This is a genomic window from Brachybacterium sp., from assembly GCF_052095815.1.
Taxonomy (GTDB): domain Bacteria; phylum Actinomycetota; class Actinomycetes; order Actinomycetales; family Dermabacteraceae; genus Brachybacterium.
On sequence record NZ_JBQDLF010000027.1, the window covers coordinates 24,580 to 31,069 of the forward strand.

Annotated in this window: 4 protein-coding genes; all 4 read left to right on the forward strand. The window is 68.7% G+C overall.

All coding sequences use genetic code 11. The annotated features are described in order from the left end of the window. Nucleotides 1–13: 13 nt before the first annotated feature. The 4 genes from ACTH43_RS11535 to ACTH43_RS11550 all read left to right on the forward strand — a co-directional run bounded on the left by ACTH43_RS11535 (nucleotide 14) and on the right by ACTH43_RS11550 (nucleotide 6,265). Nucleotides 14–1,135, forward strand: a complete 1,122-nt coding sequence (locus tag ACTH43_RS11535) for a patatin-like phospholipase family protein (protein ID WP_441445045.1) — start codon at nucleotides 14–16, stop codon at nucleotides 1,133–1,135. A gap of 165 nt (nucleotides 1,136–1,300) precedes the next feature. After that, a complete protein-coding gene (locus tag ACTH43_RS11540) occupies nucleotides 1,301–2,671 on the forward strand; it encodes an S-layer homology domain-containing protein (RefSeq protein WP_441445046.1) in 1,371 nt (456 codons plus the stop codon). A gap of 172 nt (nucleotides 2,672–2,843) precedes the next feature. Beyond that, nucleotides 2,844–4,145, forward strand: a complete 1,302-nt coding sequence (locus ACTH43_RS11545; protein WP_441445047.1) for an ATP-grasp domain-containing protein — start codon at nucleotides 2,844–2,846, stop codon at nucleotides 4,143–4,145. 83 nt (nucleotides 4,146–4,228) lie between these two features. Further along, the gene (locus ACTH43_RS11550; RefSeq protein ID WP_441445048.1) at nucleotides 4,229–6,265 is read left to right on the forward strand and encodes a CocE/NonD family hydrolase; all 2,037 of its coding nucleotides are present in this window, start codon (nucleotides 4,229–4,231) and stop codon (nucleotides 6,263–6,265) included. The last annotated feature ends 225 nt before the right edge of the window (nucleotides 6,266–6,490 follow it).

The following is a 6,490-nucleotide window of genomic DNA, read 5'->3' on the forward strand; positions in this document are numbered from 1 at the left end:
CTACCCTCGCCGCATGACCTCCCCGCATCCCGATTCGTCCGCCCCCGGCGCAGGCAGCGCCGACGCACGCAACAACGACTCGAGAGCGGCCCGCGCCGCCACCACCGGTTCCGGTGCGGCCGACGGCACCCGGCGGGTGGACCTGGTGCTCGAGGGCGGCGGGGTCAAGGGCATCGCCCTGGCCGGCGCGATCGAGGTGCTCGAGGAGCGCGGGTACCGGGTGAACCGGGTGGCGGGATCATCGGCCGGGTCGATCGCCGGAGCACTCGCGACCGCCGGGATCCCGGCGACCACGATGGTGAAGGTGCTGCGGGAGACGGACTACCGCCGTTTCGAGGACGGCCCGTGGTGGACCCGCACCCTGCCCGGCAAGGGGCTGGGCATCCTGCTGCACAACGGGATCCATCGCGGCGCCTACCTGCGTGAATGGCTCACCGAGCAGCTGACCATGTACGGGGACCCGGGCCGTACCGGCACCTTCGCGGATCTGCGCTACCAGGATCCCGAGGCCGGAATGGAGCTGGTGGGCGCGCATGCCTACCGCCTCGTGGTGACCGTCTCGGACCTCTCGGCCGGGCGGCTGCGGTACCTGCCGCTGGAGGCGGTGGACGTCGGCTCCACTCCGGACACGCTGCGGGTGGTGGACGCCGTGCGCGCCTCGACGTCGATCCCGCTGTTCTTCCGCCCGGTGCGGTGGAAGAACGCCTTCGGCAGGCCCGCGGTGCTGGTGGACGGCGGGCTGCTCTCGAACTTCCCGGTCTCGGTGTTCGACCGCCCCGAGGGCGAGGTTCCGCGCTGGCCCACCTTCGGCATCAAGCTCTCCGCCAAGCCCGAGGCCGATTTCGGGGTGCAGAACCAGATCCGCGGACCACTGAGCTTCGGCAAGGCGGTGGTGGACACGGTCACCGGCTTCTACGACCGGATGCACATCGACGCCTCGCATTCCGTGGCCCGCACGATCTTCATCGACACCGCCGCGGTGCGCCCCACCCATTTCGACCTCTCCGACGAGGAGCGCGAGATGCTCTACCGGAAGGGGCGCAAGGCCGCGACGGCATTTCTGGACGGGGACCACGAGCAGGTGGCGTGGGATTTCGAGGCGTACAAGGCGCGGTTCCGTACTCCGATCGCCTGAGCGGCCGTCACTGCGCCGCGGGCTCTCATCCCCTCTGCTCGATGCGGGATCGAGCACGCTCGGAGAGGTACGCCGAAACGTGTTCTCAGAGGGTGTCCGCGCCCTATGATGAGCGCCTCCAGCTCGCCCGATCCCCTTGCCCACGCCCGCACATCGAGGTGATACGTGTCCACCACCCTCCGCCGGATCGCAGCGTTCGCGCTCAGCGTTCCGTTCCTCCTCAGCGGCGCCGCTGCCGCGACTGCAGATGGCCCCGGATCAGGCAGCCCCTCCTCCCAGGAGAGCAGCCAGGCCGAGGACTTCGTCCCGGTCACCGCTCCCGAACCGGCCTTCGACATCGAGGCCTCGACCTTCACCATCCCCGACCTGCCCGGGCTCCAATACGCCGACCAGGCCGCGAATCCGCTCGCTCCCGGCGTGCACCGGGCATCGACCTTGGAGATCATCCGCGCGTATCCGGCGCCGGGCCACTCGCTGACGGGCATCCACTCGTGGAACATCCGCTTCGAGCCCGCGAACACGTTCAACGACCCCGTCGTCGTCGCATCCCTCTCTCCCACGGTCGACGTGGAGCGACGGACGTTCACGATCCCTGACATCACCGGGCTGAACACCGCGCTGGACCCGTGGACCCCGGTCTCCGCCGGGACGCACGCGCTGGCAGACGGCGTGGACCGGCTGGGCGTCTCCGTGTATGACCAGGCCGGGTATGCGCATGTGGGCGTCTCAGGGGTCTCGGCGACGTTCGTTCCCCTGTACGGGTACCGGCTCCGCGAGCCGGTGTTCGACCTCGCCGGGCACACGGTGCAGATCCCGACGGATCCCCGCGTCCAGTACACGCTGAACGGCGGTGTGATCTCGCAGGGCGGGACCTATACGGTCACCGGGACCGTGACCGTCTCCTTCAAGGTCGTCGCCGAGCGGACGTTCTACACGCCGCTGAAGAAGACCTGGCGGGTCACGTATCCCGAGATCTCGCCCTTCGTGGACGTCACCCCCGGGATGGAGCATTTCGCTGCGATGACGTGGATGGCTCGGGAAGGGATCTCCACCGGGTGGCCGACGCCGCGGGGGGCCGAGTACCGCCCGCTGACGAGCGTGAGCCGTGACGCGATGGCGGCGTTCCTCTACCGTCAGGCCGGCTCTCCGGCGGTGACGCTCCCGGCAAAGTCGCCGTTCACGGATGTGAAGCCCGGCCAGCCGCATTATGAGGCAATCATCTGGGCCTCTCAAGAAGGCATCACCGAAGGGTGGAAGATGCCCGACGGAACGCACCAGTTCCGGCCGGTACAGCCCATCGCCCGTGACGCGATGGCGGCGTTCCTCTATCGGTTCGCGGGCGAGCCCGCGTACACCCAGCCGAGCGGGAAGTGCTTCACCGATGTGGCCCGCGGCATGCAGTTCTCCAAGGAGATGTGCTGGATGAAGTCCACCGGCATCTCCACCGGATGGAGCAACGGCACCTACCGTCCGCTCGATCCTGTGAAGCGGGATGCCATGGCGGCTTTCCTGCAGCGCTACGACGCGACGCTCTGAGTCGCAGCACTGCCTGACCGTGCGGGCCCGTCCGATTCGTCGGACGGGCCCGCACGTCGTTCGTCGACCCGACCGATCGGCCCGGAGCTTGCGCCCGGCCGTACCTCTCGTGCAACGCTCGATGGATCCGGCCCGCCGCGAGGCGACCGACACAGCACACGGAGGAGCACGTATGAGCACGAAGAAGGACATCTTCGTCCTGGGCCTGACGGACGTGCAGCACCGTGAGCTCGAGACGGTGAGGCAGGCCGAGGAGTACGCCTTCCACGGCGTGCTCGACTACGACACCCTGGTGAACACCACAGAGCTGGACTTTGAACAGCTGATGCGCGACGCCCGGGCGGAGCTCGACGCCTTCGACGGCAGCATCGACGCGATCATCGCGCACTGGGACTTCCCGGTCAGCGTGATGAGCACGATGCTCGCCGCCGAGCATGACCTGCCCGCTCCCACGCTGACCAGCCTGCTGAAGAGCGAGCACAAGGGATGGAGCCGGCTCGAGCAGAAGAGGTCGGTGACCGAGTGCGTGCCCGGTTTCGCCGTCTTCGACCCGTTCGCGGAGGACGCGCTGGCGAGCATCGATCTGGAGTTCCCGTTCTGGGTCAAGCCGGTCAAGGCGCACTCCTCCGCCCTCGGCTTCAAGGTGGAGGACGAGGCGGACTTCGACGAGGCGCTGGTGGAGATCCGCGAGCACATCGGCGAGATCGGCGATGCGTTCAACGAGGTGCTCCAGCAGGTGGAGCTGCCCTCCGAGCTCGCCGGCGCCGGCGGCAACTCGTGCCTGGCCGAGCAGTTCGTGGAGGGCATCCAGGCCGCCCCGGAGGGCACGATGTTCCGCGGCGAGTACCGTGTCCATGGCGTGTTCGACATGCACAAGGACGAGGCTGGCACCAGCTTCTCCCGGCTCGACTACCCCGCCAGCACCGTGCCCGAGCGCGTGCAGCAGCGGATGATCGACCTCACCGAGCGCTACCTGCGCCAGGTGGGGTACGACAACGGCTGCTTCAACTCGGAGTTCATGTGGGATGAGGCGAACGACCAGCTGTGGCTGATCGAGATCAACACCCGCATCTCCCAGTCCCACAGCGACCTGTTCGCAAAGGTGGACGGCAGCTCGAACCACGAGGTCGCGATCGACATCGCGCTCGGCGAGCCGCCGCGGATGCCGCACCGCGAGGGCGATTTCGCTGTCGCCTCGCAGGCGATGATCTTCCATGACGAGGACGCGATAGTCACCCGCATCCCCACCGAGCAGGACAAGGCGGAGATCGAGCGCCGCTTCCCGGGCACCCTGCTCACCCTGACGGTGGGCGAAGGCGACCGGCTCTCGGAGCTGCCGGGGCAGGACAGCTACCGATACGTGCTGGGCAAGCACTACCTCGGCGCAGACAGCACCGAGCAGCTGGAGGCGGACTATGCGGCGATCACCGCCGAGCTGCCCTTCGAGTTCGCCCCGGCCCCGGCGGACGACTGACCACCCGCCGCTTCAGCACCACGGCAAGAACCCCCGAATGCACCCGGCAAGCACCCTCACGGACGACCAGGAGGCGACCATAGATGAGGACCGTCACCGAGTTCCCCTACGAGATCCGCGTGATCGAGAACGTGTTCATCCCGATGCGGGATGGCGCCCGGCTCGCGGCCCGGCTCTGGCTGCCGGTGGACGCGGAGCAGCGCCCCGTGCCCGCGGTGCTGGAGTACATCCCGTATCGCAAACGCGACTCCAGCCGGGCTCGCGATGATCTGAACCATCCCTATATCGCTGGTCACGGCTATGTGTGCGCGCGGGTGGATCTGCGCGGCAGCGGCGACAGCGATGGGGTGATGGTCGACGAGTACCGCCCCCAGGAGCATGAGGACGCGGAGGACGTCATCGCTTGGCTCGCCGAGCAGCCGTGGTGCGACGGCAACGTGGGCATGATGGGCATCTCCTGGGGCGGGTTCAACAGCCTGCAGCTCGCCGCCCGCAGGCCTCCCGCGCTGAAGGCGATCATCAGCGCCTCGGCGACGGATGACCTCTACGTCGACAACATGCACTACATGGGCGGGGCGCTGCTGGCGGACAACCTCTCCGAGGCCACGGTGATGTTCGCCTTCAACTCCCTCCCGCCGGATCCGCAGATCGTCGGCGAGCGCTGGCGGGAGATGTGGCATGAACGGCTCGCGGGCAGCGGGCTGTGGCTGGAGACCTGGCTCGAGCACCAGCGACGGGACGACTACTGGAAGCCCGCATCCGTCTGCGAGGACTACTCCCAGGTGCAGGTCCCGGTGATGGCCGTCGGCGGATGGGCCGACGGGTACACCAATGCGATCTTCCGCCTGATGGAGAACCTGGACGTGCCGCGCAAGGGTCTGATCGGTCCGTGGGGCCACAAGTACCCGCACATCGGGGTGCCGGGCCCGGCGATCGGCTTCCTGCAGGAGGTGGTGCGCTGGTGGGACCACTGGCTCAAGGGCACCGACACCGGCGTGATGGATGAGCCGATGGTGCGGGCGTGGATGCAGGACAGCGTCTCCCCCGCGGCGTCCTACGAGGACCGGCCGGGGCGCTGGATCGCGGAGGACCAGTGGCCCTCCCCGCGGATCGAGGAGCGCGAGTACGTGCTGCGCGGCCACCACCTCGAAGAGGGCACGGCCGACGAGCCGGATCGTGAGGTCGCTGTGCAGTCCCCGCTGAGCGTGGGGATGTTCGCCGGGAAGTGGGCGTCCTACGCCGCGGTGCCGGATCTGCCCTTCGACCAGCGGGAGGAGGATGGCGGTGCGCTGTTCTTCGAGACCCCGGACCTGACCGAGGAGCTGGAGATCTTCGGCCGGCCCACGTGCGTGCTCGAGGTCAGCGCGGATCAGCCGGTCGCGCAGCTGGCAGTGCGCCTCTCCGACGTGAACACGCACGGTGAGGCGACCCGCGTGACTTACGGCGTGCTGAACCTGACCCACCGCGACGGCAGCGCGGAGCCGCAGCCGCTCGAGCCGGGGAAGAAGTACCAGGTGGAGGTGCCGCTGAACGGCATCGCCCAGTCCTTCCCGGCCGGGCACCGGCTGCGGCTGTCGATCTCCACCTCGTACTGGCCGCTGATCTGGCCCGCTCCGGAGGCGGCGACGGTCACGCTGAGCACCGGGTCCAGCAGCCTGCGCGTGCCGGTGCGGCCGGCCCGTGACGCGGATGCGCATCTGCACGAGTTCGGTGAGCCCGAGGGAGCGGAGCCGCTCGAGGTCACCGACCTCTCCCCCGGTGAGCACCACTGGCGGGTCACCCGCGACCTGGCGACCAACGAGTCCGTGCTCGAGGTCGCCAACGATCAGGGCGAGTTCGTGATCGAAGAGACCGGCACCCGCATCCGCCGGGCTACCACCGAGTGGTACAGCTTCCGCTGGAACGACGTGAACTCGGTGCGCGGCGAGACCCGCACGGTGCGCCGGGTGGAGCGGGAGGACTGGGGCGCGGAGATCACCACCCGCACGATCCTCACCTCCACCCCCACCGAGTTCGTGATCGACGCCCAGTTGGACGCCTTCGAACTGGACGCAGAGCGCGGCGACCCGCGGGTGTACTCGCAGAACTGGGAGCGGAGGATCCCCCGGGACCTGGTGTGACAGACGGCCGACGGAATGGCCGCCTGGGCTGCGGCACCAGCGCGTTGCGCGGCCACGCTCGTCGTGGACGAGGGCAGCTGATGTGGGACTCAGTCGGCGCAGGGGCTACCGCCAGCGAACACCAGGAGGGCTGCGGCGAACGCCAGAAGGGCTGCGATGAGCACCAGGCGAGCCGCGACTGACGGGGCGGGGACGATATGTCGGGCCGTTCAGAGATTTGCGGAT

Excerpts from the sequence above, each read along its gene's own strand:
- ACTH43_RS11545 (WP_441445047.1), top strand. The coding sequence starts at position 2,844 with ATGAGCACGAAGAAGGACATCTTCGTCCTGGGCCTGACGGACGTGCAG.
- ACTH43_RS11535 (WP_441445045.1), top strand. The coding sequence starts at position 14 with ATGACCTCCCCGCATCCCGATTCGTCCGCCCCCGGCGCAGGCAGCGCC.
- ACTH43_RS11550 (WP_441445048.1), top strand. The coding sequence starts at position 4,229 with ATGAGGACCGTCACCGAGTTCCCCTACGAGATCCGCGTGATCGAGAAC.